Source organism: Cohaesibacter marisflavi (genome assembly GCF_963665895.2).
In the GTDB taxonomy this organism is placed as follows: Bacteria; Pseudomonadota; Alphaproteobacteria; order Rhizobiales; family Cohaesibacteraceae; genus Cohaesibacter; species Cohaesibacter marisflavi.
Genome location: NZ_OY762534.1, coordinates 460,240 through 486,196 on the forward strand (window position 1 = coordinate 460,240; position 25,957 = coordinate 486,196).

Sequence of the window (25,957 nt, forward strand, 5' to 3'; positions counted from 1 at the left end):
GATACATGAAAGAGAAATGTGAGATGGCAGAGAAACAGGGTGTTACGATCGATCTTGTTTATCCGGTGACCGTAGGCGGGCGCACAATCAGTCAGTTGAATTTCCGGCGCATGAAAGTTGGCGACACGCTTGTTGCTGAAGATGAGACGGATGAGCAAAAGGCGGGCATTGCCCTTTTTGCAAGGTTGGCTGGAGTAGACCCGGTCGTGATTGAAGAGCTGGATCTCGATGACTTCGAGCAAATCACCAAGGCGGCTCCGAAGATCATGGGAAAGTCTGCAGCGGCAGCGATGGATCAGCAGATGAAGGCATCGAGCCAATCAGCTGGCGAGACCTGATCATTTCTGTCGGGCGACATACACACACGCCGCTCGATGCCGTGAAAGATATGGATGTTGAGGAATTCATCCTCGATTCCCGCGCACTGGCGCGTGTGGTTGCGGCAGAGACCAAACAAAAATAGCTCCTGAAAGTGAGGCGCCCCATGGGTGTATTAACGTCCAAACTGATCCTCAGTCTGGTTGATCGGGTCTCTGCGCCTGCGCGCGCGGTCAAGCAGACCATGGACAGCCTGAAGCTGGCGCAAGCGGCCAATAATCGCAAGATGGCAGAGATGCGTGGGCGGATGGTTGATGCAGCTGCTATGGGCTATGTGATGAGCCGCGCGCTGGCCGCGCCGGTTAAATCCGCGATGGCTTTTGAATCTGCCATGGCGGATGTCAACAAGGTGGTTGATTTTTCAGCCCCTGACGGGCTCAAGCAGATGTCGGCTGATATCCTTGCTATGTCCAAACGCATTCCCATGGCAGCAACTGGCATTGCCAATATTGTTGCAGCTGCCGGACAGGCAGGAATGCAGGGCGGTGAGCTTTTGCAGTTCGCCGAGATGGCGGCAAAAGTGGGCGTGGCCTTTGACATCAGCGCCGATCAGGCTGGTGAAAGTCTGGCAAAGATCAAGACGGCGCTGGGGTTGAGTGTATCAGAGACGCGCGCGCTGGCTGATGCCATGAACTATCTGTCCAATACGTCTGCCTCTTCTGCGCCGGATCTATTGGATTTCATGAGCAGGGTTGGTGCGATCGGTCAGCAATATGGTTTCACCGAACAGCAGACTGTCGCGTTGGGCTCAGCAATGATCGCAGCGGGTGCGCAGTCGGAAGTCGCTGCGACCAGCTTCCGCAATGTCGGCAAAGCGCTCGTGCGTGGTGAGAATGCCACGAAGGGGCAAAGAGCTGCCTTTGCCAAGTTGGGGCTTGATGCAACAGACGTGGCCAAGCGAATGCAGAAAGATGCAGTCGGGACTTTGCGTGATGTCATCTCGCGCATCCGTAAACTGCCAAAGGAACTGCAGGCGGCCAATATTTCTGCTTTGTTTGGTGATGAGGCCCGCGCCATTGCGCCTCTGATTTCCAACGCCAAGTTGCTTGATCAGGCTCTGGCGTCGGTCTCTGACGAGACGAAATATCTCGGGTCGGCTCAGGCTGAATATGAGGTGAGGGCGAAAACAACAGAGAACGCTTTGCAGCTTTTCAAAAACCAGATGGAAGGTCTGTCGATTGCCATCGGTTCTGCACTATTGCCTGCCTTGACAAAAATTGTTGAACTGGTTGGGCCGATCATTGGAGCGTTGGCTGATTGGGCTGCCGCTCATCCGCAAGTAACGACTGCCGTGGTCGGGCTGGTTACCGCTCTGGTCGCTGCCCGCGTTGCGGCAACAGCTATGCGATTTGCCTTCCTGTTTGGAAAGGGCGGGTTGTTGTCCTTGGCCATGGTGGTGCCAAGGCTGGCGTCGGCATTTCTGACACTAATCAACCCGATGGCGTTGGTCCGCGGGGCTATGATGGCGTTGCGTGTTGCGCTGGCCTCAACCGGTATCGGCCTTGTTGTTGCTGGCGTGGCGATGGCCGGAGCCTGGATCTATAACAACTGGTCCAATCTGTCGGCCATGTTTACAGCCTTCGGGGCAGCCTTCATGCGGGCGATCAAGCCCATGATGCCTGTAATTGAACCGGTCTTGAGCGGTATTCAATGGCTTTGGGATAGCATCACCGGCCTTGTTGATACGGTCGGCGGCGGCACTGGCCAGTGGCAACAGTGGGGAGCGGCGGCTGGCCGTGCGGTTGGCGATATCCTCGTGGCCTTCACTGCCTTGCCCGGCAAAATTTATGCCTTTGCAGCTGATGCAGCCAGCCGCTTGTGGGATGGCCTGAAATCCAATGCGCCTGCTGTGGCTGATCTGGTTGGGCCAATTCTCAACCACTATCTCACGCTTGGAAGAGATCTGTTTGAAGCGGGCCGGGCCGCTATTGCCAAACTCTTCGAGGGACTGCGGACCGCGCAGAGTGCAGGCGATGTGGTGCAAGCCATCATTGATGCGTTTCTTTCCCTGGGTGAGGGGCTTTACAAGGCTGGTCGGGCTGCCATGCAGCGCTTGTGGGATGGGCTCAAGGAGATGGCACAGCAGGTGATCGATTGGGCAACAGGCATTGCCGACAAAATTGCAGCCCCATTTCGGGCAATTGGTAATGTGATCGGTCGGATTACCGGTTCCGTGAAAGCCCCCGGAGTAAATGGCGGGCATAAAAGCCGCGCGAAGACACCCGCAATTGCCGGGGCGAAGGCTGCTGGTGGTGCTGTCGCGGGTGGTAAAACCTATCTGGTTGGCGAGTTGGGGGCGGAATTGGTGACACCAAGCCGCTCTGGCTATGTCCATACGGCGGATGCCACGCAAAAGATGTTGGGTGGTCAAGGAGCTGCGCCGCAGGGCGGTTTCGGCGATTTGAATGTGAGTTTTGGCAACTTGATTCTACCGGGCGTTTCCAATGCCGATGAGCTGATTGATGAGCTGGAATCGCGCATCAGAGAAAGCTTTGCGGGATTGCAGGCCGATCTGACCATGGCGGAGGCATAGATGCTCTACATCATTGGTGCTGTGACCGTTGACACCTTCCCGTTTTCTGCCGAGCAGGTGGAGCGCAGCTATTCGGCCACATGGGCGGAAAAGGCTGTTATGGGGCGGATGCCGCCAAGTGAATTCATGGGAGAGGGGCCGGAAAGCCTCTCTCTTAGCGGAAAACTGTTGCCGTTCAAGCTGGGCGGTATGACACAGCTTGAGGCTTTGAAAAGCTACATGTCTGCGGGAACGGTCGTGCCTGTCATGCGTGGCGACGGGGCACGGCTGGGCAACTTCGCGGTGACGGCGATCAGCGAAAGTCATGATCATTTGCAAAAGAATGGTGTCGGTTTTGTCGTTAGCTATCGGCTATCGCTCAAGAAGATGGCGGGGTCTGGCGTCGGATCGCTTCTGACTGTCGAGGGACTGCTTTCCCTCTTCTCCTCTTTATAGATGTGAGGCATCCATGGCCAATTCATTCACTGTTATGGGCGACAACCTGACGCTCGATCTGGTGCTTTGTCGGGTTTATAGCGTTTCCGCACAAAGCCTTGTTGAGGATACGTTGGCACTCAATCCCGGCCTTGCAGCTCTGGGCCTAGTGCTGCCGTTTGGCACTGAAATTATTCTTCCGGATCGGCCGAGCGCAACAGCGACAGAAACGGTCTCTGTCGTTTCACTCTTCGGGGATACCTAAAATGGCATGGTCTGTTTCCTGGTCCGTATCCATCAATGGAACCGATCGCACCGGTTCTATGTCGTCTTATCTCACCGATATTTCGGTGACCGATAAGGCGGGTGCGACATCGGATAGCTGCTCACTGACGTTCGATGATACCGAAGGCCAGCTTTTGTTGCCGAAAAATGACGAGGACATTCTGGTGCGCCTCAACGGGGTGCAGGTTTTCTCCGGCATTATCAGCTCGGTTCGCTCGAAAGGGAGCCGCTCGGGCGGCAGGCTGCTGATGGTGCAGGGAAAGGGCGTGGATACGCGTGGCAAGGCCAAGCAGGCGCAATGCTTCCATATGGATGATTGCTCGCTTGATGACTTTATGCAGAAGGCTGCGAGCAAGGCTGGCTTTTCCATCGAGGTTAAAGGGGATCTTGCCAGCATCCAGCGCGGCTATTGGGCCAATGACCGCCAGAGCTTCTTGCATCTGGGTGAGCGTTTGGCGCGTGAGCTGGGCGCGACTTTTAAGGTGCGCGGCAAAAAGGCTGTGCTGGCCCCGCGCGGTGATGATATGGGCCTGCCTGCCATTGCGGGTGTTGTAGGCTTGAATTTGATCAGCTGGGACATTGAGCCCGATTTGGGGCGTTCGCGCTTTTCGGCAGGGTCCATGCAGTATTATGATCGCTCAACGGGCAAAATCGAAACCGAGGAAGCCAGCTATCAATCCGGATCAAGCTCGACTGAGGCCAAGGATGTGGGGCGGGTTCTGGCCTCCAGCAAGGATGAGGCCAAGCAGAAGCTGGAAGGGCGTAAACAGGAAGCCAGCCGCAAAGGCGGCAAGGGCAGCGCGGTGATCAATATCGCCCCCAGCGCGCAAGCTGAGGGGCTGTTTACGCTCAGCGGCGCCCGAAGCGGGGTGGATGGCTCTTACAAAATGACATCTGTGACGCACAAGGCCAGCCGCTCTGGCGGCGCGACGACCAGCCTGCAGCTTGAGCAGCCGGAATAGGACTTTGCAACAGACGGTGGATGAATATTACGATTAGTGCAGTTTCGGAGAGATTGGCTCCATTTTGATTTGGCCAGATAGATTTTGGGCTTCTGATCTCGCGTTCTCCAGAAGGTATCGGAGAACTGCTGTATCTTCTTTTTCATCACAAATGAGCAACGCGCGATTGATCAATGTGGTGATTTTCCGATAGTCGGTTTTAGCCGTCATTGGCGCCTCCCTCAAAAGTTGCATCAGTTTTAGCCCTTTATAATTAGAACCGCAAGTTTAGAGAGGTAATCATGCACGAATTGGAATTTGAAAGTTTTTTCAAGAGCCATGAATTTGCTCATTTTACAGCAAAAGAATTGTTGTATAAGGGTGCGGATCACTCGGATCTGGACAAAGATGGCTATGGGCTCAACACTGACCCGCCGCCAGAACTTTGGAGTTTCATTATACCGACCGTAATGGTTCTTGAATGGCTTCGCCGCGACATCGGCGAGGCCATTTTTATTACCAGCGCCTACCGAGCGCCGGAATATAACAAGGTTGTCGGTGGTTCGACTGACAGTCAGCATATGCGCTTTTGTGCGTGTGATATTCATGCTGCCAGCAAGCCGCATGACATTCTCTATCAGCGGCTCAAATGGGCGCGAGCTGATGGCGTTTTCAAGGGAGGCCTCGGGCTATATAGCTGGGGAGTACATGTCGATACGCGCGGCATCAATAAGGACTGGTAGTAATCTTTCAGAAAGCGAGTGAATACCTTACCATCGTCTTTTCCTTGCTTTAAGCCTTGTTTCCAGTTCTTCTTCTCCCAGAATGAGTCTCGCAGTTTTTCTCGCAATCTGATCCGTAATAAAATCGGGTGAGATTGATGCGGTGATTACTGTTTTGCAGTGGGGACAGCATCCAAGGATCGTTGGGTATTTTGGTCCTGAAACAGATTCTCCCCAATGAGTATCCTTGAGTTCCAAATGCGTGACGTCTTTCCCGCATTTTGGGCATTTCCCATCTCCATAAAGCATTTGTCTCTCCTTTAAGGCGCCTGCCGCAAATCTAAGGAAGAATATTCTCGAATGCAATCAACTACTTTTTTTCCTAACAATCGGAGATTATCCAATGCGAAAATCGCTTTTCGTAATGGTGGGGCTTCGCGTGAGCGCGGTTGCCTGCCTGTTTCTTATGGGATGGGCCGTGGTGCTTGCTCCCTCTCTCGCTCTGGCTGCTGATGGGCAGACATACGCGATCGACACGGGGCCGCTGATCTCGGCGGCGATGCCATTTCTTGAGGCGGCTCTAATGGCGGTTGTGACCGCTGCGACGGCTTGGCTCTCGCGCAAGGCGCATCAGTATTTCGGGGTGCAGATCGAGGCCAAGCACCGCGCTGCGCTGAATGAGGTGATTTGGTCGCGGTTCAATCAGCTGTCGGTTGTTGCGTCTGCTCGATCTCCGACCCTCTACACGCGCCAAGCGGCGCTCGCTGCTATTGCCAATTATGTGATCGAGAAGGTGCCGGACGCTATCAAGTATTTCGGGCTCGATGAAGAGGGCGTCCGGGCGATGGTGCTGGGGCGGCTCACAGACCAGATCGATAAACTGACGGGTGATGACAATGGCGACCTTGCAAGCGCTTCTGCTTCAGTTCCTTCGGGCTATCCTTCCGCTCCTGTTGACCTTTCTCAAGCAGTGGCTGGAAGTGCGACAGCTCCGCAAGCGGGCGGCTGAGGCAGACAGGGTAAAGACTGAGCGCGGGCTGGAAGAGCGGGCGCGAGACGCGGAGGGCAGGGCCAATGAAATCGGCACTAATGATGGCGGTGCTGATGGCCTGCTTGAGCGGCTGCGCAACGAGGGGCTCTAGCCTCTCTGCCTCTTCTGATGCATCTGGCACCGACTGGGCCAACTGGCCGGTGCCGATCCTCAAAACCTATGACAAGCGGTTTGTCGGTCGTCTGATCGGCGAGCTGCAGGCCACATCGCCGGACAGCGCGCTGCGCGTTTGTGTGGCGGATTTGAAACTCTTGCGGCAACAGATCTGTGCTATCAATGACGGACAGACGGCTTGCCAACTGATGAGGCAGGAAAAATGATGCGTAAACTCATACTGGCGTGCTTGGGCGTTGCTTTGGCGGCGCTGTGTTTTCAGGGCTATGTGAATGCGGCCACACAGGCGGATCGTGAGCGATTGCTCAAGGCTAAGTGGCAGGTGCCAGCCGAGGTGGTGCGGGTGATCGATGCCGACACAGTCGTGGTCAATGCCGAGCCATGGCCGGATGTGATCATCAGCAATATTTCGGTGCGGATCAGCGGGGTGGATACGCCGGAAAAAAGCGGCTCCGGCTGCACAATGCACTACAAGGCTCTGGGGCAGGAGGTGCCCGAGGCGATCAAGTTGCAGGAAAACCGACTTGGTTGTGCGGCCACGGCCTTTGTGTCCGGAACCGACAAGCTCAAGCGCTCCAAATGCAAGGTGCTGCGTGACAGTGGCGAGATCAGCAAGCAGCGCGGTTTGTTGCATGCTGGCGATTGGGTTGTGTTGCGCGGGCTGAAGGCAGGCAAATATGCTCAACGGGTGGTGGCTACGCTTTCCTATCCGGTGGTTGGCGATGGTGGCACCATCGAGATGGAATCACTCGGTGACCGGCTGATCAGGGAAAATCTCGCGGTGCCCTATGAGGGGGGCACAAAGGACGCCTGGTGGTGCGCTCCGATTGAGGGAGGCAAGCGTGCAGGAATTTCTCGATAGCCTTTCAAGCAAATATTTGGCTATGGCTGCGGGCGCTTTGATGAGCGCCCTTTTTTCGTCCGACCTCTCCAAGCTGCAGCGCCTGCTTGCCTTCGGCTCTGGCCTGTTTGTGGCGGCTGTCTGCACGGATCCGCTGCTCGCCTATCTTGAGCTTGGGGCAGGGTGGGTGAATGTGGTAGCCGGTGGGTTGGCGCTCTCTGGTAACAATCTGGTCAAATGGGTATTGCGCATCAGCAAAGATCCCGGCCAGATACTCACGCGCTTCAAGGGTGCAGGGAAATAGAATGGGTGCCCGCTGGAGAAATCTGGCGGGCTTTTTTTGTAAATTGTCAGATCGCAGTAATGGCTGCTCTACATAGTCGTTTGTTACTTTCCCCCCATGTTTTCTAGTGGAAAATCTTCTCCTATCTGCCGAATAAAGCAGGAACTTTTAAATTGAAGCTTTTTACTTTGTTTTTAAGCTTTAAAGCGGACTAATTTCTGGATCGTCCTTGATTTATGTCGGATAAGGCTTCAAAATCTCGGTTCGATGAAAAGGTTGCGTAGGGCTTCGCCTTAAGGGAAGTATGAATTGCCTAACTGGCTCTATTTAAAACACCTCTTAGAAACATTTTCTAGGCAACCCATCGAAACTGTATCTTATGGAAATCAATCAGAACTCTTTGCTGGCTGGCAAGGCTTGCACAAAAAATGAGAAAAAAATTACGATGATCGAAGAATGCCTGCAGCGTTTGCACGACTTTAGTCTAGGCTCACCAAATGCTAATTCATTTTATAGAATAGTACATATTCATATACCTAAGACGGCGGGTATATCGTTTCAAAACGTTTTTAAATCGCAAATCAAAGACCATCTTCATCTGCCTTGGGATGCAGGAAGCAAAACTTGGCATGAAGCACGAGAAAAAAATGAGCGGATAAGAAGATTTACTACTGGTCATATTAAGTACGAAGAAGTTTTCTTTAATACTGAAGTGTATAATTTTCCTCTTCTGCTGATAACCATTATCCGTGAGCCGATGGATCGCCTTATTTCAGCCTATAATTATCACCGGAGTGATCATCACCCAAATGCAGAAGAATTTTATAAGCAATTTCCATCAGTTGAAATTTATCTGGAAAGTCAAATAAATAATCCAAATATTCAATCTGAGTGGATTTGTGGTAAGAACAATGACCTTAGGCGGTTAAGAACGGTTCTTAATCGGTATTATTGTGGTATAGGGACGCTTGAATATATCGACCTTTATTCTCGATTATTACAACGAGGCTTTGTCGACGGACCTTATAAACCAATGGTTCGTGAGAATGCGCTGTCTGGAAATATGTTGGGCGAGAAAGTGACCATTAAGGATATCGCACCAGATCGCATAAAAGCATTTTACGAAGCAAATGAAATCGATGTCCGTCTTTATGAAGCTGCAAACCGTCATTACAAGCTGTTAAGCTCATCATTCGTTGATTGAGTGAATGCAATAGTTCGTTGTAGCAATTGCTGATCTAGGCTAGGGAAGTGCTTAGTTGATATCGAGGTGATTTAGTTTATGCCTAATCCGTCCCGACTGGTAATTAGTTGATTTGGGTGTAATCTCAGAATACTCGCTGCATGATTGGTTTTGAATGAAAAATTTTTTGTTTTTTTTTTGAGTACAAAATGAGCTAAGAGAGTAAGTTAATAAGCGAATCCTCGTAGTAGCCATTGAGAAAAGTCATGAATGCATGGTATTTTACATTTGAGTACCCGCCAGAGTTTGGTGGGGGATTAAGCACATATATGAGGATTATCACGGAAGGCTATGCAGATCGTCCGAATGACGACCTAATTGTCTTTTGTTTGTCGACATCACAGTCAGGTCTTATGACACGTCGATATCTTTATAAAAATGTGCAGCTTATCACTCTCAACCCCCTTCGCTTTGCGGAAACCAAAGATATCGGTTACTGGGTCGGTGTATCCAGAATGTTTGAGAGATTCGCTGACCTGATTATGATGCAAATCAATACTGGTGCTATTGATGCTCAAAAACCTGATTATGTTGAATTTTGTGATGGCTTTGGTATTGGGGCTTTAACGATTCAACAAAAGCTAGCATTGAACTCTTCTTTGGCAGACGTGCCCATTCTTGTCACTGCACATACTCCTACGCATTTGATCGATATGTGGAACTTGATGCCAAACTTCATTTTGCCAAACTATTGGAGTGGGCAAATGGAGTTTCAGGCTCTTGCTGGTGCGGACATCGTTATAGGTTGTTCGCAAGCTATCTTAGAAGTTATTCAACGCGAACTTGCAGTAACCGGAGCACAACTCGCTCCACACCATGTGGTGCATAATCCTTATCCTATATCTAACATACCGATGCCAGATGCGGATGTGACGCGTGACCATTTTTACATGGCGTCACGTCTTACGCATTGGAAGGGTGCGGAAAATGCGATTAAGGCGTTTAAGGTTCTTTGGGATAGCGGTTGTGATGTGCCCTTCCATATTTTCGGAGATGACACCATTCATGGAGCAACAGGGGATGATTACTCCAAATACCTAAAAAAACGCTACGCAAAATACTTTGATCTTGGTTTGATTAAACTTATGGGAAAGCAACCGCGTGAAGTTATCGCGGAGAGCGCTCGGACAGCATATGCACAAGTCCATCCATCTGTATTTGATAACTTTCCCTACAGCTTGCTGGAAGCCATGAGTGATGGAATTGTTTGTGTCGCCGGGCAGAATGGGGGGATCAAAGAGATTGCCGAGCATGGACGGGAAATCTTCCTGACTGATGTGCAAAATCCGAACGAATTTGCAGAAGTGCTTAAGCAAGCTATGGAACTCTCTGCAGAAGAGCGTGCAGATATGTCCGGTAATGCCCGTGCTAAAATCGCCGAGGCTTGTGACGTTGGCGAGTTTTTTGCGAAGAAAGAGCAAATTGTTCGAGAGTGGAAATCTCGAGATGAGACAGAAGCACGCTCCTACCCATTTCTTTCTCCTCCTGAAACGGATTGTGTCTTTAAGGCGGAAGCCCGAGAACATGGCCAGCCAGAGCTTTCTGTCGTAATCCCATATTTTAATATGGGGGCATTCATAGATGAAACTCTGGACAGTGTTAAGAATTCGACTTTAAAAGATATCGAGATCGTTTTAGTCAATGATGGTTCAACGGATCCTTTCTCCGTCTCTAAGCTTAAAACGCTAAATCAAGATCATGGTTTAGATGAAAGCCAACTGCGCATTGTTACCATTCCTAATGGGGGAGTGGCAAACGCTCGTAATACAGGTGTCAGGGAATCAAAAGGTCGTTACGTTTCTTTGTTGGATGCTGATGATCTCATCCGTTCTTGTTATTATGAAAAAGCAATTCGGGTTCTTGAAACATACGACAACGTTTCCTTCTGCGGAGCTTGGATTGAAGACTACAATACACATGGTCGTATCCGGCACTGGGCAACTTGGAATGCGGAACCTCCCATTCAATTGATTATGAATCAGACCAATTGCCAGTCTCTCGTTTATAAACGCGCTGCGTTTGAACGTGATGGTTGGCACGATCCCGATCTGCGTATGTTTTTGGACGACTGGGCCGGTGTTATATCACTTCTGGCCGGAGGACATCGTGGCATTATGATACCAGAACCATTGTTTCAATATCGAATCCGACCGAATTCCATTTTTAGATCAACCGGAGGGATTTGGGATATCAATTATGAAATGATTACGAGAAAGCATCGCGAGCTTTACGGTCGTTGGGGAGCTGAGATTGCTGCTTTCCTTAACGTAAATGGTCCCAATAATTTTTACCATGTAGCAGGCAAAGAGAGCGCCTTCCGAAAATAGTAATTAGGTTCTGTTTTCCATCCGCAACCAGACAAAAAAGATTGAGCCAATGTTGAGATCTATAGGAAGCTTTCAAATCGACCCTAAAGCTCCGGAGTTTTCCGATATCTGCAGAACTCCTAGAAAATATGATCGTTCGTTTAGGATTGATAACAATCTTCTTATCAATTTCGATTCATCGAGTGGTGGCGGCGTCGAACTTAGCGCGGTGAACCCTATTGTAGGGTCTCCTCATTATGTTCTGAAGCCTTTTTCTTTAGGTGGTGCGAGGTGGTATTCGATAGAATGCCCAATTAATTGCGCCGATATTGAAAAACTTGGCCAAGTGGTGCCTTATCTTGACATTGCAAGTCCACAATCAGTGAGCTGTCATGCAAATTTGCGGCTATTCTATCTGGATGGGAGAAGCGAAGATGTTAGTTCGCTTCAAATTGAAATCAAACGCAACCGTGTGTGGCAGACTTTTCCAATTTCGTTAGCAGATATCCGCTCTAGTGGCCTAGAAACCATCGATCGGGCTGTGGTTATCTTTTTTGTTGAGGCCCGGGATGTTGAACTCGAATTATACGGCTATAGCATTTCAGGGCTCGATAGGCAGGAAGTCATCTACAACGCTGTAGATTTAATGACATTGCGAGAAGCAGCCCAGAAAGAAGGCAGTCTTGTAAAACACAACTATGCAATTCTTTCTGGTGAAACTGATGTTGTGGAGAAGCGAATTATTCATCATGAGATGATTTCTGAAGGGGTTTTTGTTGATTTTGAAACGGCCAGTGATCGTTCTGTCAACGTACGCAGAACCGCGTCAGAGCTCGAATTTACTTTTGAAAGTATGCAAGAAGCTGAATGGCGAAACTTCGAGTTTAGATTTGGGGATGTCACAAATACCGGCAGTATATTGGCAATAGTTAGGGTGGTAGGGAGTACGCTTTTCTCCAAAAATCTTAAAGATGCAAATGCGTTGTTGGTTTTACGTGAATATGATGAGAAATTTGAATGGAAAGATACCATCTTACACGAGCCTCTAAATTTGCAAACGAACCCCGAAGAACAAATAGTAATGCTCGATCTTTCTCCAATTCTTGCCGATGACAGGGTAAGCCACACATTCGGATTGTTGTTGTTCCTGCCCGATGATGTAATTAGCATGAACGTTTCTGAGATGGAGGCTTTTGTCTTTGATAGAAGGGCTTAAAGGGATTTAGTCATGGATACTTTCTCTCTTCATTCGGATAGTCAGTCATCAATTACAGTTTTTTTTGCTAACGATAATTGTAGATCAAAAACTTGTTTTGTAATTTTCTCGTCCTGGGCCGGGAGGTCTTTGAATACTAAAATTGGTGGAACGGATCCTTTGTTACGGGAGGGATTTGATGTAGTTTGTGTTCAATCTAACTGTGATGATTGGCACCAAAATATTTTTCCTTTTGGGATCGAAATACTAAAAAAATATTTGGATGAAAACTACTCCGATATAAGAGGCTACGGTTCTTCTATGGGGGCGTTTGGAGCTATTCTTTATGCTGATTTATTGAATTTCAATTCAGTGCTTGCACTAAGTCCGCAATATACTATAAGCGCGCCATTCGATAAGAGATGGAGCTTGTTTGATAAAAGAATTAAGTGGAAGTATAAGATCGAGCAATCTATTAAATATAGTGGAGAGATACATGTTTTTTACGACCCTCTTGATATCGATGCTAAGCACTTTGAATTAATTTCAAGAAATTTCAATAAAGCTAAGGTCTATGGCTACAGTATTAAATTTGGTTCTCATCCGACCACATATTATTTCAATGATGGAGGCAAACTGAAAGAACTACTTTTGTCATTTGCAAAAGGGAAGTGTTCAGTTCCTAGTGTTGATAAAAGTGTCAATAAAACTTATCTCAAATCATTGTCTTTCGAGGCTTTGAAGCGAAATAAACCAAGACTTGCCAAGAATTTAATTCTGAAGGCAATTAGTCTTGGCGATGAACGTCATTCTACGTATCGCCACGCTAGTAATGTTTGCCATCGCTTGAACGAATTAGAGACTGCTGTTGCCTTCGCTGAAAAAGCTGTTGGGGCAAAAGACAACATCGACATTAGCCATATTAGCCATTCAGAACATCTAGCAAATATGTTGAGGTTAGCAGGCGATCGACATGCTGCTATTTCTATAATAGACGTCGTTTTGTCTCGTAACCCAGAGAGGTTTACTGCTCTCACGATAAAGGCCAATATCCTATTTGCGAGTAAAGAAGTGGAAGCAGCGAAAGGTTTATTTTTGCGAGCTATTGAACTCGGTGATGAGCGTCATTCAACATACCGGCAAGCGAGTAATATATGCAATCGCTTGAAGGAATTTGAAATAGCTGTTCTCTACGCGAGGAAAGCTGTTGTAGCAAAGGATAATACCGTCAAAAGTCGCATCAATCACTCAGAGCATTTGGCGGATATGTTGAGGATGATAGGTGATTTTGGGGGGGCTCTTGAGAAGATTGATGGTGTTTTGTCTCAGGATTCTGGTCGGTTTACAGCCTACACCACAAAAGCCAGGATCTTATTGGCCAATCTGGAATTTGGAGAAGCCAAGGTTTCGGTGTTGAAAGCTATTGAACTTGGTGATGAGCGTCATTCAACTTATCGTCTCGTTAGCAATATATGCAATCGCTTAGGCGATTTTGAGCATGCTGTCGAGTATGCGCAGAAGGCAACTGAGGCTAAAGACAATAACGCCACAAGCCGTCTCAATCATTTAGAGCATCTTGCAATCTTATTAAAGGGGAGCGGCGAGTTGGAGGCTGCTCTTAGGGTTATTGATGAAGTGTTATTCCAAGATGAAAATCGGCCTAGTGCTTACCTAACTAAGGCTAATATCTTGTTAGAAATGGGAGCCTTGGAGGAGAATGCGTTATGGCTAGTTGAAAAAGCTATTTTCATTGGTGACCGGCGACCTTCGACCTATCACAAAGCAAGTGAGTTGTGTCGTAGAATAGACGACGACGAATGTGCTGAGATGTATGCTAAGAAAGCCATTGAAGCACATGATAACAATGGTGATAGTCGAATAAAGCACTTAGTGCATCTCGCAACATTATTGAAAGAGAGCGGAGATCTTGAGGCTGCACTCACGACTATAGATGAAGTGTTATTCCAAGATGAAAATCGGTCTAGTGCTCGATTGACGAAGGCGAACATCTTGTTAGAAATGGGCGAACTTGAAAAAGCTAAGTTGCAAATTGTTAAGGCTATTGCTCTAGGTGATCACCGGAATTCAACGTATCGGCAAGCAAGTGAAGTGGCCTATAGCTTGCGCGATTTCGAAGATGCGGTTACCTATGCAAAGAAAGCTTTTGATGCGAAGGATAACAATTCTGAGAGTCGTAACAATCACTCGGAGCATTTGGCAAATATGATGACAGCGATTTGGGATAGCCACCGGATTGTGCAAGATTAAATTGGTTGGATAATTAACTTGTATTGAGTTAATTTTCAGATTCTCCGGCAGAATCAAGAGCTAGAAAAGCGGCTATCATATAAGACTGTAAGTATTTGAAATGACTGGCGTGAGTTTGGTGTCGGTTGGCAGTTAACTGTTTGAATTTAAATCGATTCTATGTGATTACAAATCAGGTGCTCTACCAACTGAGCTATACCGGCGCTGTGTTGAAAGAGATAAGATATTCAATGCGTTATTGCAAATCTTATTTGTCGGTTTTCACAGTGAGAAATGACTGGTTTCTAGTCTTTTGTCATCCACTGTTCCGCTGACATTCCTTTTCAACTTACTGGATGATGGCTGCTACCACGACTTCCTTGTTCATGTAAAGCGTAATCAGCTTTTCCACATCGGCTTTTGTTGGCCAATCAGTGCGTGGAAGAGTTAAGATTGGGGGAAGGACAGATCACTCTGGAAGCAGGTTCTATCTGGTTGTGTTGGGGCGTGGGCGCTGTTCTTTCATTAGTGTATCGATACGATATCCTTCATGAGGGTAGTGTTCGGTAAGTCGTTCCGGGCGCCTTGGAAGCATTCCTTCGATATTTTTGATGGCATCCCAAACTATGTCCTGAGTAGCAATATAGTCGGGGTGGTTTTCTACGTTTTCTCTTGAAAATTTAGGATGTAGTGCCGGTAATTCGTCATTGAGTTTTAGTTGGTCAAGAGTACTGATGACTGGCATTTTACAACCGAGTTTTTCTGCAAGATCGAGCATCATCTGAGCTCGTACTCTTACCGGTAATGGGTAGATATTAAAACGTGGGTAAAAGAAGCTATCTCCCATCAATGTTGGCGGAAATAGCACCGATGCGAACACGTTTGAAAAGCCAAAATCCTTTAGGAATTTGTATAAACAATAGATTCCTGCGTCCGCTTCATCGAGAAAGCTGCGGAAGTCGTAAAAGCCTGCTTTGCTTGCTTTGAAACCAGTCGAGATATCAATGTCTGATACACCGTAGTTAAGAATTATGTTGCTACTCAAAGGGAGCTTTGAGACGAGAGGAAGTATATATTCAAATGTTCTTGCTCTCGAAAGCCCTCTGGCAGTCCATCCAGAAGCCCAATATGGAAAATATTTGTCATTTTTTCCGAATATATAATCGTATATTTCAGAATTTGAGGATCCTAAAATGATAAGGTCTTTCATTTTATTTCTTCTTTAAAATATGGCATACGTATGTTTCGGTGAAAAAACCAGCATAAAAAATTTTTTCATTTATTGAAATTTTTTCTTGGTATATGCTTGATGTTGAATTATTTTCATTTAAGAAAAACAGCATTCCGTCTTTGTATGCCCAGTTATTCTCGTTATTGCTGTGAATATTGATTATTGTATTATTTTCTTTCAAGAATCCACTTCCGATCCTGTCGCCAAAAACCTTCAGATAATCGAATGACAGGTCTATAACTTCATCAGCCGGGATTTCATTCAACTCGATGCTGTTATCTATGATTCCATCTATAATTTCAGACGAATGATATTGTGCTATCATTTCCGTGCTTTTTTTTAAGTAACTACTTATTTCTCCTTTCCCAAAAATGCTTGCACAAAATGCGTAGTTAAATAGCTCGCGACGAAGTTGGGGGTGTGCCATATTTCCTAGGAGCGCGTAGTAGCAGATCTCTTCGACATCATCATATTGCTTCTCTTTTAAAAAATACTTGGCAATTTCAGTGGGGTAGAGAATCTGGCAATTGAACCTTTCGGGAAAAAGATTCCCGTTGAACGTGACTTGCATTTGCTTTCATGCGCCTCGAGATATCAGTCGATTATTGTTTATGGGCTAGTGAGCGGGGCCGAGGGAGGATCCTACGCCGTCGATGGTATGTTGGATGGTGACATATTGGCTGGCGATGTTTTCGGCGTTGAACTTGTTTAGCTGTATGCCTGCTCCGGACACGTCCATTGTCAGCCATCCACCCAGCTTGCTGCGCAGAAGATAGCCGCTGCTTTCTTCGTCATAATAGATGAACCAACTGGTATCCTTGGTTGACCAGTTGCTGAAGATTCTGCCTAAAGCGATATCTGGTGCGCGATTGGTCAGCGCGGCGTTCTCCAGCCCCTGATTGAGTAAGGCCCAGGTTCCGTCTCCCAACCAGCGCAGTCTCCAGATCAGCCCTGTCATGTAGGGGGCGATATTCTCTTTTTGAACGATGGTGAGAGACTGCTCTGCTACCACGCCATCAATGTAATTATCTGGATTTTTGCAGCCCAGTCCGATGGAAATGAATGCATCATGTTCAATGACATGCGGCTGCATTCCGGGGAGGATGAGCTTGACATTGGGAGTGGTGTCTCTTTTGAAGATTTTCTTGACGCCAATATTGAGCATTGCAGTCTATCTCCTCAATTGTTGTGGGCGAGCGTGGCAGTGGTGTCATGCATCGACAGTTCCTTGTCCCAGAATTCAGCGGTGCTGGATCGATTGACGCGGCTGATATAGTGAAGGCGCAGCTCTTCATAGTGATTGGAGAATTCATTGATCAGCGCATAGAGCTCAGACAGAATCTGCGATACTTCCTTTGTTCGCTCGATGTCATCAAACGTGTAGATGAAGTAACTTTTGCTGTGTGGGTTATGCAGAATTACCGTCCGGATATTGGTCCTGTTCTCAATGTTGGGATAGAGAAATGGATGCTCGGCGAGAACGCCCATCTGGTCACTGTGAGAAGCGCGCAAATCATTGATGATTTCATGGGTGAGCTGGCGAAAGCCGGTATCAAACTTCTTGAAGAATTTGAGTTTTGCGATGTAGTGCGTGGCAAAGCCGTTTTCCAGAAAGACGGTTTTTGACATCAGGTCACGCAGAATTTCTACATAGAGCTTGAGGGCGTTGATATCCCTTATGGAGGCGTGGCGCAGTGCCTGATTGAGGAAGAACTCGACCAGTGCGTTCGGCTTTTCCTGCTCGTAACACATATTGATGATGACGCCATGGCAGATGGACATATATTCCTGCGCATATGAATGGGCCGGTTCATGCCAGGCTAGGAGATTGGGGTTCGACATGATTTTCGAACCGGTCATCGCATAGCTGCGCAAGCTATACTCAATATCGTCGCCCCGCAGGAAGATGGCCAGCGGGTAGCCTATGCTTTGAAAGAGCTTCCAGGGCAAGCTGAAGAAGATGAAGGTGCAATATTCGGGATAGTTGGGTTCGGCCAGAGAATCCAGATTGTCGAACATATTGAAAACCAGCCCGTGGCGCAGAAGGCGCGGGGCAACATGGGTGCGATCCGAACCGTGCTTGCTATCAATGAAGCGCCCCCAGAAGGCCCCATCTTCCCACATCCTGCGCGGTTCTGTTTTCATGAAAACCGGCAAGGTGAAGATTGTCGTATCTGTACGGAACAATGTAGCGGCCCAATGGCGATACAAGGCTTCGAGAGAAATGCTCAAGTCGTCATCGAGCAGGAGGAATTCCTGAGGCTCGACGCTACTGTCTACGCTCGCTTCATTGACCAGTCTCATGAGCTGACTCATGTTACCGCCACCGCCCAGATTGGCGCCTCTTACAACTTGATAGTTGAGATTGGCATATTGCGAGAGCTGCTCGTAAGAGGTTTCATCGACCCCGTTGGTTGTATCAAGAACGAAGAAGAATGTGTTTTTGAGCATCTGGTCATAATGCTCATTCGTCTCGGCATGTGTGGCAAAGCTTTCCAGCAGATTGATGATGTCTGCTGTGCGACCGAATGTGCGCATTGCAACAAGCATTTTTCCTTCGACGGTTTTGGGGGCCGTTGCGCACCAAGACACCTCGTGAATTTGAACGCCGTCTTCAAGAGCGCGGAGGCGCCAGAATAGTCGTGCGCTGCGCGCGACTTCCTTGCCGAGAACAAAGGGGACTTCGGCGATATAGGGGGTGTTTTCGTCATGGTTTTTGGGAGGCGACAGTTGCTTTTCGCAAATTACGCCCACCTTTTCACCCACTCTGGATTTACTAAGCTGCACGACGCAGCGCCCAGTGACCTTGATCCGCAAAAAGCAGCGCTGAATATCGGTATGGGACAGGAAAGGAGCGATGTAAAAGGAGTTACGCAATGTCCCGGAATCCACCACCTCATAGGCCTGCAGTTCGTTCGATGCCTTCTCCGATAGCGACACATGCCCTGGCAGATTTGCAAAGAACAGATCGTCAATCGTTTTATCGGTGTTGCTGTGGTCTAATCCCGACAAGGTTATTTTTGACTTCTTAGAGATGGCAGAGCATCCATGGCTCCACGATGTCAGTGCAATTGATAAATCTTTGACGGTTGAATTTTCGGTGCTCAGCATTTCAGTCTCTAGCTTTGTAAAAGGACATCATGGGCGGGGTGTATTAGGTTGTATTTTTGAGAAAATAATCCTTAGGTTGTGTTTTTTGTATATCTACGCGCAATGGTGGATGCAATGTGCTGTCGCCACTTTTGAACAAATTTGAGTAATAGAAATTCCAATCCACCTCCTTTTTCGAGGGAGCGGATGTGGTTTATTGTAATAATTGACTACGAATTTATTCGTATTGATGTCTTGGCCAAGCGAACAGGCGATGTTGTTCCAACTTAAACTGCAGAGAGGGCCTTGTGGTCTTGATGAGGTTGTGAGTCGCACCGTTTAGAATGCGAAACCGGCTGACTTCTCCGTTGCGGCAGCCTAGATGTTGCAACAAAGAATAATGTTGGGGTGTGTGGCCAGATGATGGAGCTTCTATAAGAGGCTTGATTTGGGGCGGCTGATAGTGGTTCGTTACAAACGAGACCAGATCTGGCTTTCGCATAGAAGACCGCCGACGAGGCAGCCACTGACCTTGAGCTTGTCGCCCTGCAGTTTCATCTTGGAGGCATAGGTGCCGCCACGATCAGGTGGCCAGATTTTGCCGCCGGTATAGGTGCCATCTTCTAACGCATTCATGTCCCATATGATGGCTTTGCCAATGATATCCGCCTCTATCCCGACTACTTTGGTGATTTTGCCGCAAATCTTGCTGCCACAGGGCTCAAACCGCACATGCAGATAATGGCCAGCATATTTCTCCATGGCGCTGCTCTGGGTTTTCCATTCGCCGAAAACCGGATCGGCCAGGGCTGGAGCCGACACAAACAGGGCAAGTATGGTCGCGATCAATCTCATTTTGGCAGCTCTCTCATTGATGGGCTGGATGATTTGAGAATACCACAAAAATATCGCTTTAAAATCATGTGCGCGCCAAAGCAGGCAGCGGCCGTGAGAGAAAAACCCATAGCGCCATTCTGATGTGCCTATTCGTGAGAGCGGTTGTCCGGTGCGGTCGATGTGTAAAGAGCGCTCTTTTGTTTTTTCTCAGCTTCCTGCATGACAAAGGCGATAACTGCCGCGACGGCTGCGTAGAGTTTTTCGGGAATGACCTCGTTCAGCTCCACATTTGCAAGCGCCTGGGTGAGGGCCGGATTTCCTTCAACAACCACGCCATGTTCTTTGGCGAGTTCAATAATGCGCTCAGCAGTTTTTCCCCGGCCTTTGGCCGTTACGCGCGGTGCTTCATCTGCACCCTCTTCATAATGCAGGGCCACGGCGAGTTTGGATGATGTGTCTTCCAGCTCTGTTTCCGGTAAGCTGTCGTCGGGCGTGCTTGGCCGTTTGTTCATAGCTTTCTATCCAGGCGCTGGAGATGTGTGCCAATGCCACTGTCTGTAAGCTCCGTGTCTGTCTTCTTTTTTCTGACAAATGAGAGTCCCTCAAGTAGCAGTCCTTCTTGCTCCAGCATGGTTTGGAGCATTGGGGCTGCTTCTTGGAAGAGCGCCTCGGTTTGTTCCCGCTCTGCGGCGAGAGTAACGATAAGGCTTTGTTGATGCAGCTTGAGCGATATATCAACCGGCCCGATTGTATTGGTATCAATGGCAAACCGGACAGTCCATCCGCCTCTCTGCCTTCTTGCTTCGTCGCTGTTCTCTTGTTCCCTTTCGTCTTCTTCTGGCATGTCGGGGTCATGTTCCACGATCATTTGAACAATCGCCGTGCCGTTGGCCAGCATGACGGGGATTTCTGTATGGAGCGCCTGCATGGGGTGGGGGGCTGCTGAAGAGCTGGAAAAGGTCGAACGCGCTGATGCGATCTGGCTCAATGTCACACGCGCCAAGGCAGCTTCAACATCCCCTTTGATGCGGGCAAGGGCTAGGCTGTTTGAATCAGTTGGAGAGATACTGGAAGGTCTCGGGCTTTGTCCGTGCAAGGGTGTGTTTGGCAAAGGAGGATGGTCGCGCTGTGTTCCCATCGTTGGAAGGCGCGCCGGAGCGGTTTCTTTGGGCAAAAGAGCTTGCAGCAAGGTAAGAGAGGCTTTGAGATTGGTGCTGAAGTTCTCGGCGCCCTGTCCCGTTGTTAGCTGCCCCAGAGTGCCAAGCGACGTCATGATGTTTCTGAGTGCTGTCTTGGCGCTTGCTGTTCCGGATTGCTGTTTTGGTGAAAGCTGGAAGCCGAGCAACCAGCGCATTGCGGTCTCTATGTCTTTGGAGGTAGTGGGGCGCTGGCCTGTCTCGACCTGTTGAATGAAGGCTGTCAGATTGGCAAACAGGTCTGTCAGAGACCGTTGTTGGCTGAGGGCCTGCCGCTGCAAGGCAATGAGCGCCTCTTGTGGCGGAGCATTGCCAGAAGCTGATAGCGCTGAGGCGACAGATTGCGCGGCAACCTGCGTTGCGCTGTAGGGACCTCGTTGTGTGTTCGGGGCAGAGCTTTGCGAGGTGATTGCTGCTGGGCGCATTGATACGGCAGGCTCTGCGCCTGATTTGGCTACTGGTTGCTGTGCGGGCTGCGTATTGGAGGGGGGCGGCGTTTGGTTGGCTAGGCTTCCTTTTTCAGGAGCTGCCGGTTGATTTTGCGTTGACGCTTCGGGGGAAGGGGGACTGATCGCCAAACGAGGGCCATCCGGGGTTTGGATTGCTTGCAACAGGACTGTGGTGCCGGGTTTCACCTGCGTTGCGGCTTGAGAATCAATCTTGAGATCAAGTGTTTGACCGCTTGCGCTGAGTTTGATTTGTGTTTCCCCGGAAGTCAGTTTTGAGACTGATTGAATACGGGCTTGTTGCGGCTGGGTATTGCTCAGAATTTTGAGCAGGGATTGTTCGGCACTTTTTTGCGCAAGGAAAGCCGTGGGAACAATTTCCATAGCCATGAAACAATGCCTCTTGGGATGAACAACACTTTCTATAAAGGTAGCAGATCCAGACCAGAGCGCAAATGCTTGGAAGGTCAGAAGCTCGCTTCTGACCAATGCCTTTGGGAGCCCGGACTTGAGTGATCCAAGTCCGGACAGGTTTGTCTGTCGTGCCTACAGCACGAAATCACCTTCTACCAGCGTGGAGGTATTGACCATCTGGATTTCGAAATCAGCCACGGCATCGCCATTCACATCGGCAAAGACCAGCAGATCCGATCCGTCATTTTCCAGCCAAATCGAATGAGCCGCAGCGGTCGTGCCGGAAAAGGCGAAGGCCTGATCACCAGTGGCAGCGCTGTTGGCGTCAATTCCGGAGAGATCAAGCACATCTTCGCCGCTATCAAACTGGGCAATCTTGTCATGAGCCGCGCCAACCTTACTGTCGTTGACTGTGTTGAAAAGGAAGCGATCAACGGCATTGTCAATGCCTGCAAACATGGTGTCGGCTCCGAGACCTCCCGTGAAGCTGTCCGCTCCAGCGCCACCAAAAAGCTTGTCCCAGCCGAGGGCGCCAATGAGAATGTCGTTACCGCCATGACCATTGAGGATATCGTTGCCACCCCCGCCATTCAGCGTATCGTTGCCATTGGACGCATAGAGCTTATCATTTCCCTTGCCACCGTTAAGGACATCGTCTCCGAACCCGCCGTTGAGAATGTCATTACCGAAGCCGCCATTCAGCGTGTCGTTGCCGCCGCGTCCTGTCAGGGTATCGTTGCCGAACAGGCCGCTCAGCACATTGTCTTTCATGTTGCCGGTGATGGCATTGCCCAAGCCGTTGCCCGTGCCGTCAATAGCCTGATTGCCCAAAAGCGTCAGGGCTTCGATATTCTGGCTGTGGGCTTTCAAGGAAAAGCTGACCGAACTTTTGACCAAATCAACGCCCTGGCCTGCCGCCTCACTGACCTTGTCTCCCACATTGTCAACGATATAGGTGTCGTTGCCCCGGTTGCCCGCCATGGTATCGGCACCAATGCCGCCATTGAGCAGGTCATTGCCAAGACCTCCGATCAGTGTGTCACCATGTTGGTTGCCGAACAGACGATCATTGCCAGCACCGCCATTCAACACATCCGCGCCAAGGCCGCCGAAGAGTTTGTCGGCGTCCGCCTGTCCGAAGAGTTTGTCAGATCCTGCGCCTCCATACAGTGTATCGTTACCAGCCTTTCCAAACAGCGTATCATTGCCCTTATCGCCATATATGATGTTCGCCGTTTCGGTGCCGTTTACCGTATCGTTCCCTGCTAGTGCGTGCCATGTCATATTGGCATTGATCACCGTTACAAGGTCATCGACATATGAAAAACGAGGTTGAGCGACGTCCGTAACTGTTGCGTCGTCAAGGACGGAAAGATACTGGTTTGAGTTGCTCAGCAGGGATACCCAATCCGGCTCCAAGGCCGCTATATCTGTCACATTGAACTGGTAGGTGATGTTGGGCTGGACTGAGCCGATATACATAATTTCAATGCTGGTATTTGCGTCGATCAATATCGTTGTCTTGTAATAGCCCCAGCCAGCGACGACTTGTATCCGTCCTTCGAGGTCACTTGCCGAGTTGATATCGGAAACACCGTTGAACTCGATGATATCTCCGGACGGGTCAATGCCATCAATTGTAATGTCTCCTTTGAAATTTCCGTTGATTATGAAACGATCTGTTTCACCATCTTCCCAGGCTCCCGTAGCCCCTGACGCTCTGGCCGAGCCGTTGAAAATGATTGTATCGCTGCCAGACCCGGCATCGGTATCATAACCGTCGGAGAATTCGTATACGAATATAATATCGTCACCTTCGCCGGCATCGACCGAACCATAGGAATAGATTATGTCGTCCCCAGCACCGGCATCTACATCGGTATATTCATTCAACGAAGAAACAATAATGTCGTTTCCATCTCCGCCGTCGATCTTGTCTGAGCTCTCCTCGAGAGAGTAGCTATAATTGTTTTGCCGAAAGTTAGCGATGATGCTATCGCTGTGTACATGGTTGTCACCCAGTATGATGTCGTTTCCCGTGCCGCCGATGATTTCATCGTTACCGGCTCCTCCGATCAGCAAATCATTGCCACTACTGCCGGTCAGGGTATCGTCACCATCCAATCCATACAGGGCATCGTTACCCGATGTTCCAATCAATAAATCATCAAAATCTGTGCCTATTTTCTTCATATCAATTCTGCTCTCAGGTAGAAGTAAATCTGTTGTCAGCGCCATGCTTTCCTGAGGAAATATCTCAGTGAATCATGCTATGGGCGAGTAGCAATACTCAATAATATGTCTGTAGATTTCGATCTAGAAATGTTTTAGGTGCGTGACAAGATGTCACTCTTTGGTTGTGAGATAGGATTATTTGCAATCCAATATTCCTGTGCCGCTAATACGCGTTGGCATTTCGCGAAGCAAATGCGTTCAAAATAAGTAAATTCACTTATTGTAAATTGGCTAAATGTTAACGAAGTGCTAAAGTGGACCGTTAAAGAAGCTCGATATTTCGGGCACTATAGCAATCAGGTATTTTTCAATCAGGGGAGTTCAATATGAAAGCATCTGTAAGATTGTTGACGACACATGTGGCAGCGGCTGTGGCGCTGTTGATGGTGGCTCCTCTGGCGGAGGCTAATTCCGGCTATGGTGGTTCCTATCCGCCGCCGAGTTATAGCAGCGGGCTCCCGGTGATGTCTGTGGTGCCAGATGCCAATGGCAAGGTCTATCTCGAAGCGACTTATGATCCTGCGATTGGTGCCTATGTTTATCCGGAACGGATTGAAGTGCAGGGCAGCGCCTATAGGCCCCCTATGATTTATCGTGCCAAGCGCATTTATTATGAAGGCTACACGCCCGTGGTTCCAACACGATAAGTGCAGCTGTGCTGCTGGTGCTGCATTTACCTATATAAATGAAAAAAGAGCCCTAAATGGGGCTCTTTTTGTTTGTTGTCTGAATAGTTGGAATGGCTTCCTCCTATTTCAGTAAACCCTGCCGCACGAGCTTGATCGCGTAAAGGGTCATTGCCACTGCGTTGGACACGTTCAGGCTCTTGATCGGGCCGGGCATGTCGAGGCGGGCGAGGGACGTGCATTTCTCGCGCGTCAACCGACGCAAGCCTTTGCCTTCAGAGCCGAACACGAGAGCCAGAGAGCGGCTGGAGTCCTGTTCTGCGATGATGGTCTCGAACGGTTCGCTTTCCTCGGAATCAAATCCCACCACGTCAAAGCCGTTATCTGCCAGATCATCCAACGCCCGGGCCAGATTGGGGACGGAGACCATGGAGATAAGGTCGAGGCCACCGGAGGCCGTCTTTGCCAGAATGCCGCTCTCTTCAGGGCTGTGCCGTCCTGTCATGACCAGAGCTTCGGCGCCCAAAGCGACCGATGAACGAATGATGGCGCCGACATTGTGCGGATCGGTGACCTGATCGAGAATCACGACCAGTTTGCACTCATATATGTCGGAGATGTCGAGGGCCGGCAGGTTACGCGTGACTAGAAGAGCCCCCTGATGCACAGCGTCGCGCGCCAGAGCGTCGATATCCTTGGGGGAAGATGTTTCCACCAACCCGTCCAGTCGAGACGGGTCGCCGCCAATCTTGCGAATCTCGTCAACCAGACGGCTCTGGGCATTTTGAGTCGCATAAAGGCGCGTCAATTCGCGGCGCGGATTGGCTACAGCGCTGGCAACAGCGTGTATGCCAAAGATACGCACGGTGTCGTCCTGAGCCCTGCGGCTACGGGAGCCCTGATCACTCGCGGCGATCTGACGGGCTTTTTTCTGTTTTTGTGATCTGTTTTTTGCCATGGGCCGATTTAGATGCAAAGCCGGGGGGAGGGCAAGCATTATCCTTCAGCTTTAGACCATTTCGTATGGCTTATGCGCCGGAAATGCATTTGGCCGCCGCAACAGAGAGCCAATAGGGCTCCGTGCGCTTTCTTAATTGGTGGGGGAGAACGAAAAAAGTTTTGTCAAAAGGGGCGATTCTTGTTTCTCTCAAAACTTCTCCACCGCCTTCGTGGCGCAAAAGCTGCGAATATCCCCAGACTGTTACCGGATTTTCGCGATACCCACAAAAATGATAAAAACCGTGTTGACTTCGGCCACGCGGTTTTGCATAAAGCCGCTCACGAACTGACCGCGACTTGGCGGGCAATTCGAGACCATCCTGTTCGCAG

25 protein-coding genes are annotated in these 25,957 nt (G+C 49.2%); 15 read left to right on the forward strand and 10 right to left on the reverse strand.

The window, feature by feature from the left end; genetic code table 11:
• Positions 1 to 23: 23 nt before the first annotated feature.
• From ACKPCT_RS03255 to ACKPCT_RS03275, 5 genes are all read left to right on the forward strand, one after another.
• Positions 24 to 338 carry a phage tail assembly protein gene (locus ACKPCT_RS03255; protein WP_319568386.1) on the forward strand — a complete coding sequence of 105 codons (315 nt, stop codon included), beginning with the start codon at positions 24 to 26 and terminating at the stop codon, positions 336 to 338.
• Between the two features lie 146 nt (positions 339 to 484).
• A complete protein-coding gene (locus ACKPCT_RS03260; RefSeq protein WP_319568387.1) occupies positions 485 to 2,911 on the forward strand; it encodes a phage tail tape measure protein in 2,427 nt (808 codons plus the stop codon).
• Entirely contained in the window at positions 2,912 to 3,346 is a 435-nt protein-coding gene (locus tag ACKPCT_RS03265) for a phage tail protein (RefSeq protein WP_319568388.1), read from the forward strand. It abuts the gene before it with no gap.
• Positions 3,347 to 3,359: 13 nt separating this feature from the next.
• The gene (locus ACKPCT_RS03270; RefSeq protein WP_319568389.1) at positions 3,360 to 3,590 is read left to right on the forward strand and encodes a tail protein X; all 231 of its coding nucleotides are present in this window, start codon (positions 3,360 to 3,362) and stop codon (positions 3,588 to 3,590) included.
• Between the two features lies 1 nt (position 3,591).
• Positions 3,592 to 4,572, forward strand: coding sequence for a phage late control D family protein (locus ACKPCT_RS03275; protein WP_319568390.1), 981 nt, complete (start codon positions 3,592 to 3,594; stop codon positions 4,570 to 4,572).
• Positions 4,573 to 4,605: 33 nt separating this feature from the next.
• Here the strand turns inward: ACKPCT_RS03275 and ACKPCT_RS03280 are convergent, their stop codons facing one another.
• Positions 4,606 to 4,782 (reverse strand): hypothetical protein, encoded by a 177-nt coding sequence (locus ACKPCT_RS03280; RefSeq protein ID WP_319568391.1) that lies wholly within the window; start codon positions 4,780 to 4,782, stop codon positions 4,606 to 4,608.
• Between the two features lie 71 nt (positions 4,783 to 4,853).
• Between ACKPCT_RS03280 and ACKPCT_RS03285 the strand changes: the two genes are divergently transcribed.
• The 9 genes from ACKPCT_RS03285 (at position 4,854) to ACKPCT_RS03325 (ending at position 14,574) form a co-directional block, all read left to right on the forward strand.
• Positions 4,854 to 5,294, forward strand: a complete 441-nt coding sequence (locus ACKPCT_RS03285) for a D-Ala-D-Ala carboxypeptidase family metallohydrolase (protein ID WP_319568392.1) — start codon at positions 4,854 to 4,856, stop codon at positions 5,292 to 5,294.
• A gap of 382 nt (positions 5,295 to 5,676) precedes the next feature.
• Positions 5,677 to 6,282: a hypothetical protein gene (locus ACKPCT_RS03290; RefSeq protein WP_319568393.1), complete on the forward strand. Its 606-nt coding sequence runs from the start codon at positions 5,677 to 5,679 to the stop codon at positions 6,280 to 6,282.
• Positions 6,283 to 6,347: 65 nt separating this feature from the next.
• A complete protein-coding gene (locus ACKPCT_RS03295; RefSeq protein ID WP_319568394.1) occupies positions 6,348 to 6,644 on the forward strand; it encodes a hypothetical protein in 297 nt (98 codons plus the stop codon).
• Positions 6,641 to 7,300, forward strand: a complete 660-nt coding sequence (locus ACKPCT_RS03300; RefSeq protein WP_319568395.1) for a hypothetical protein — start codon at positions 6,641 to 6,643, stop codon at positions 7,298 to 7,300. Before ACKPCT_RS03295 ends, ACKPCT_RS03300 begins: the two co-directional genes overlap by 4 nt.
• A complete protein-coding gene (locus ACKPCT_RS03305) occupies positions 7,281 to 7,583 on the forward strand; it encodes a hypothetical protein (protein WP_319568396.1) in 303 nt (100 codons plus the stop codon). The genes ACKPCT_RS03300 and ACKPCT_RS03305 overlap by 20 nt, the downstream gene beginning before the upstream one ends.
• Positions 7,584 to 7,941: 358 nt before the next feature.
• On the forward strand, positions 7,942 to 8,766 hold the full coding sequence (locus tag ACKPCT_RS03310) for a sulfotransferase family 2 domain-containing protein (protein ID WP_319568397.1): 825 nt from the start codon (positions 7,942 to 7,944) through the stop codon (positions 8,764 to 8,766).
• A 245-nt stretch (positions 8,767 to 9,011) separates the two neighbouring features.
• Positions 9,012 to 11,132 carry a glycosyltransferase gene (locus ACKPCT_RS03315; RefSeq protein WP_319568398.1) on the forward strand — a complete coding sequence of 707 codons (2,121 nt, stop codon included), beginning with the start codon at positions 9,012 to 9,014 and terminating at the stop codon, positions 11,130 to 11,132.
• A gap of 49 nt (positions 11,133 to 11,181) precedes the next feature.
• Positions 11,182 to 12,327, forward strand: a complete 1,146-nt coding sequence (locus tag ACKPCT_RS03320) for a hypothetical protein (RefSeq protein ID WP_319568399.1) — start codon at positions 11,182 to 11,184, stop codon at positions 12,325 to 12,327.
• A gap of 12 nt (positions 12,328 to 12,339) precedes the next feature.
• On the forward strand, positions 12,340 to 14,574 hold the full coding sequence (locus tag ACKPCT_RS03325; RefSeq protein ID WP_319568400.1) for a tetratricopeptide repeat protein: 2,235 nt from the start codon (positions 12,340 to 12,342) through the stop codon (positions 14,572 to 14,574).
• 466 nt (positions 14,575 to 15,040) lie between these two features.
• Here ACKPCT_RS03325 and ACKPCT_RS03330 read toward each other — a convergent pair whose 3' ends face one another.
• The 8 genes from ACKPCT_RS03330 to ACKPCT_RS03365 form a co-directional block, all read right to left on the reverse strand.
• On the reverse strand, positions 15,041 to 15,763 hold the full coding sequence (locus ACKPCT_RS03330) for a hypothetical protein (protein WP_319568401.1): 723 nt from the start codon (positions 15,761 to 15,763) through the stop codon (positions 15,041 to 15,043).
• Between the two features lies 1 nt (position 15,764).
• Entirely contained in the window at positions 15,765 to 16,355 is a 591-nt protein-coding gene (locus ACKPCT_RS03335; RefSeq protein WP_319568402.1) for a hypothetical protein, read from the reverse strand.
• A 45-nt stretch (positions 16,356 to 16,400) separates the two neighbouring features.
• On the reverse strand, positions 16,401 to 16,949 hold the full coding sequence (locus ACKPCT_RS03340) for a hypothetical protein (RefSeq protein ID WP_319568403.1): 549 nt from the start codon (positions 16,947 to 16,949) through the stop codon (positions 16,401 to 16,403).
• 14 nt (positions 16,950 to 16,963) lie between these two features.
• Positions 16,964 to 18,796: a glycosyltransferase family 2 protein gene (locus ACKPCT_RS03345; RefSeq protein WP_319568404.1), complete on the reverse strand. Its 1,833-nt coding sequence runs from the start codon at positions 18,794 to 18,796 to the stop codon at positions 16,964 to 16,966.
• Positions 18,797 to 19,345: 549 nt separating this feature from the next.
• Positions 19,346 to 19,729 carry a DUF2147 domain-containing protein gene (locus ACKPCT_RS03350; RefSeq protein ID WP_090074990.1) on the reverse strand — a complete coding sequence of 128 codons (384 nt, stop codon included), beginning with the start codon at positions 19,727 to 19,729 and terminating at the stop codon, positions 19,346 to 19,348.
• A gap of 128 nt (positions 19,730 to 19,857) precedes the next feature.
• Complete coding sequence (locus ACKPCT_RS03355) at positions 19,858 to 20,223, reverse strand: EscU/YscU/HrcU family type III secretion system export apparatus switch protein (protein WP_090074991.1); 366 nt, start codon at positions 20,221 to 20,223, stop codon at positions 19,858 to 19,860.
• Positions 20,220 to 21,743 carry a flagellar hook-length control protein FliK gene (locus ACKPCT_RS03360; protein ID WP_319568405.1) on the reverse strand — a complete coding sequence of 508 codons (1,524 nt, stop codon included), beginning with the start codon at positions 21,741 to 21,743 and terminating at the stop codon, positions 20,220 to 20,222. The genes ACKPCT_RS03355 and ACKPCT_RS03360 overlap by 4 nt, the downstream gene beginning before the upstream one ends.
• A 156-nt stretch (positions 21,744 to 21,899) precedes the next feature.
• Complete coding sequence (locus tag ACKPCT_RS03365; RefSeq protein WP_319568406.1) at positions 21,900 to 23,960, reverse strand: calcium-binding protein; 2,061 nt, start codon at positions 23,958 to 23,960, stop codon at positions 21,900 to 21,902.
• Positions 23,961 to 24,328: 368 nt separating this feature from the next.
• On the opposite strand from ACKPCT_RS03365, the gene ACKPCT_RS03370 reads away from it, so the two are divergent.
• Positions 24,329 to 24,649 carry a hypothetical protein gene (locus ACKPCT_RS03370; RefSeq protein ID WP_090074994.1) on the forward strand — a complete coding sequence of 107 codons (321 nt, stop codon included), beginning with the start codon at positions 24,329 to 24,331 and terminating at the stop codon, positions 24,647 to 24,649.
• A gap of 103 nt (positions 24,650 to 24,752) precedes the next feature.
• On the opposite strand, the gene ACKPCT_RS03375 is transcribed toward ACKPCT_RS03370, so the two are convergent.
• Positions 24,753 to 25,586 (reverse strand): TrmH family RNA methyltransferase, encoded by an 834-nt coding sequence (locus ACKPCT_RS03375; protein WP_244544784.1) that lies wholly within the window; start codon positions 25,584 to 25,586, stop codon positions 24,753 to 24,755.
• Positions 25,587 to 25,957: the final 371 nt, after the last annotated feature.

What these genes read in the sequence shown, in the direction of transcription:
- ACKPCT_RS03255 (WP_319568386.1), top strand. Translation starts at nt 24, where the DNA reads ATGGCAGAGAAACAGGGTGTTACGATCGATCTTGTTTATCCGGTGACC.
- ACKPCT_RS03260 (WP_319568387.1), top strand. Translation starts at nt 485, where the DNA reads ATGGGTGTATTAACGTCCAAACTGATCCTCAGTCTGGTTGATCGGGTC.
- ACKPCT_RS03265 (WP_319568388.1), top strand. Translation starts at nt 2,912, where the DNA reads ATGCTCTACATCATTGGTGCTGTGACCGTTGACACCTTCCCGTTTTCT.
- ACKPCT_RS03270 (WP_319568389.1), top strand. Translation starts at nt 3,360, where the DNA reads ATGGCCAATTCATTCACTGTTATGGGCGACAACCTGACGCTCGATCTG.
- ACKPCT_RS03275 (WP_319568390.1), top strand. Translation starts at nt 3,592, where the DNA reads ATGGCATGGTCTGTTTCCTGGTCCGTATCCATCAATGGAACCGATCGC.
- ACKPCT_RS03280 (WP_319568391.1), bottom strand. Translation starts at nt 4,782, where the DNA reads ATGACGGCTAAAACCGACTATCGGAAAATCACCACATTGATCAATCGC.
- ACKPCT_RS03285 (WP_319568392.1), top strand. Translation starts at nt 4,854, where the DNA reads ATGCACGAATTGGAATTTGAAAGTTTTTTCAAGAGCCATGAATTTGCT.
- ACKPCT_RS03290 (WP_319568393.1), top strand. Translation starts at nt 5,677, where the DNA reads ATGCGAAAATCGCTTTTCGTAATGGTGGGGCTTCGCGTGAGCGCGGTT.
- ACKPCT_RS03295 (WP_319568394.1), top strand. Translation starts at nt 6,348, where the DNA reads ATGAAATCGGCACTAATGATGGCGGTGCTGATGGCCTGCTTGAGCGGC.
- ACKPCT_RS03300 (WP_319568395.1), top strand. Translation starts at nt 6,641, where the DNA reads ATGATGCGTAAACTCATACTGGCGTGCTTGGGCGTTGCTTTGGCGGCG.
- ACKPCT_RS03310 (WP_319568397.1), top strand. Translation starts at nt 7,942, where the DNA reads ATGGAAATCAATCAGAACTCTTTGCTGGCTGGCAAGGCTTGCACAAAA.
- ACKPCT_RS03315 (WP_319568398.1), top strand. Translation starts at nt 9,012, where the DNA reads ATGAATGCATGGTATTTTACATTTGAGTACCCGCCAGAGTTTGGTGGG.
- ACKPCT_RS03320 (WP_319568399.1), top strand. Translation starts at nt 11,182, where the DNA reads ATGTTGAGATCTATAGGAAGCTTTCAAATCGACCCTAAAGCTCCGGAG.
- ACKPCT_RS03325 (WP_319568400.1), top strand. Translation starts at nt 12,340, where the DNA reads ATGGATACTTTCTCTCTTCATTCGGATAGTCAGTCATCAATTACAGTT.
- ACKPCT_RS03330 (WP_319568401.1), bottom strand. Translation starts at nt 15,763, where the DNA reads ATGAAAGACCTTATCATTTTAGGATCCTCAAATTCTGAAATATACGAT.
- ACKPCT_RS03335 (WP_319568402.1), bottom strand. Translation starts at nt 16,355, where the DNA reads ATGCAAGTCACGTTCAACGGGAATCTTTTTCCCGAAAGGTTCAATTGC.
- ACKPCT_RS03340 (WP_319568403.1), bottom strand. Translation starts at nt 16,949, where the DNA reads ATGCTCAATATTGGCGTCAAGAAAATCTTCAAAAGAGACACCACTCCC.
- ACKPCT_RS03350 (WP_090074990.1), bottom strand. Translation starts at nt 19,729, where the DNA reads ATGAGATTGATCGCGACCATACTTGCCCTGTTTGTGTCGGCTCCAGCC.
- ACKPCT_RS03355 (WP_090074991.1), bottom strand. Translation starts at nt 20,223, where the DNA reads ATGAACAAACGGCCAAGCACGCCCGACGACAGCTTACCGGAAACAGAG.
- ACKPCT_RS03360 (WP_319568405.1), bottom strand. Translation starts at nt 21,743, where the DNA reads ATGGCTATGGAAATTGTTCCCACGGCTTTCCTTGCGCAAAAAAGTGCC.
- ACKPCT_RS03365 (WP_319568406.1), bottom strand. Translation starts at nt 23,960, where the DNA reads ATGAAGAAAATAGGCACAGATTTTGATGATTTATTGATTGGAACATCG.
- ACKPCT_RS03370 (WP_090074994.1), top strand. Translation starts at nt 24,329, where the DNA reads ATGAAAGCATCTGTAAGATTGTTGACGACACATGTGGCAGCGGCTGTG.
- ACKPCT_RS03375 (WP_244544784.1), bottom strand. Translation starts at nt 25,586, where the DNA reads ATGGCAAAAAACAGATCACAAAAACAGAAAAAAGCCCGTCAGATCGCC.